This is a genomic window from Natrinema soli, assembly GCF_028618695.1.
In genome coordinates this window covers 1-1,241 of record NZ_JAQIVI010000276.1, presented here as the reverse complement: position 1 = coordinate 1,241, position 1,241 = coordinate 1, and the positions used below count along the sequence as shown (strand labels likewise).

At 69.4% G+C, this 1,241-nt stretch carries 1 protein-coding gene; it reads right to left on the bottom strand.

Annotated elements, in window-relative coordinates; all coding sequences use genetic code 11:
- Positions 1–191: 191 nt before the first annotated feature.
- The coding region (locus PGX04_RS16975; RefSeq protein WP_273739601.1) for an AMP-binding protein at positions 192–1,241 on the bottom strand (1,050 nt) is incomplete at its 5' end.

The window sequence follows — 1,241 nt, the reverse complement described above, 5'->3', positions numbered from 1 at the left end:
CGCCGCCGCGGATCGGCTTTCCGGCGGTCGGCTCGGACCGTCCCGAGGGCGACGACGAATCGGTGCCCGATCACGGGGAACACACCGACGGCCTGCTCGCCGCGGTCGGGTACGACGAGGACGAACTGGCAACCCTCCGCGACGCCGGGTCGATCCTGTGAGCGGCGCAGTCGTCGGGGCGCGATCCGGTCTTACTCAGCGAGCGCGGAGCGCTTGATTTTCCCGCTGGCGGTCTTCGGGAGCGCGTCGAGGAACGCGATCTCGCGGGGGTACTCGTGTTTCGAGAGCTCCGCGCGGGCGAACTCGCTCAGTTCCTCCTCGAGTTCTCCGGACGGTTCGTGGTCGCCGACAAGGGTGACGTACGCTTTGACGATCTGGCCGCGGGTCTCGTGGTCTTCTCCGACGACCCCGGCCTCCTCGACGGCGGGATGGTCGAGCAGCGTCTCCTCGACCTCCGCGGGGCCGATCCGGTACCCCGCGGAGATGATGACGTCGTCGGCCCGGCTGACGTACCAGAAGTAGCCGTCCTCGTCCCGTCGCGCGAGGTCGCCGGTCCGGAGCCAGGGGCCGGTGAAGGTCTCGAGGGTCGCCTCCGGGCGTCCCCAGTACGATCCCCGCGCGTCCTCGTCGCGTCTGATCGCGATCTCGCCGACCTCGCCCTGGTCGACCTCGTTTCCGTCGTCGTCCAACAGCGCCACTTCCTCGCCGGGCGTGACCTTCCCCATGCTCCCGGGCCGAACCTCCCAGTCGTCGAACGCGTAGTTGCAGACGACCATGCCGCCCTCCGTCAGCCCGTAGGCGTCCTGTGGCGGCGCGCCGAGTCCGTCCTTGCACCAGTTGACGGTCTCTTCGTCCAGCGATTCGCCGGCCGAGATCAACACCCGGAGGTCGATGTCCCACGCCTCGAGGTCGATCCCGGCGGCCCGCGACTGTCTGAGCGCCGTCGGCGGGATCATCGCGTTGTCGACGTCCCACGCCTCGAGCGTCTCGAAGAACGCGTGGGGATCGAACTGGCCGCGATAGCAGCCGATGGCCGTCCCGCGGACGCCGGACATGATCGTCCCCATGGTGAGCCCGTAGGACCACGACGGCGACGCCGCGACGAGGTAGACGTCGTCCGGCCGGAGGTCCACGACGTACTCGGAGTAGGCGTAGAGTTCGACCGGGCCGCGGTGGCTCGTCGGGACGCCCTTCGGCGACCCGGTCGTCCCCGAGGTGTAGGTCAGCGAGTAGGGGTCGTT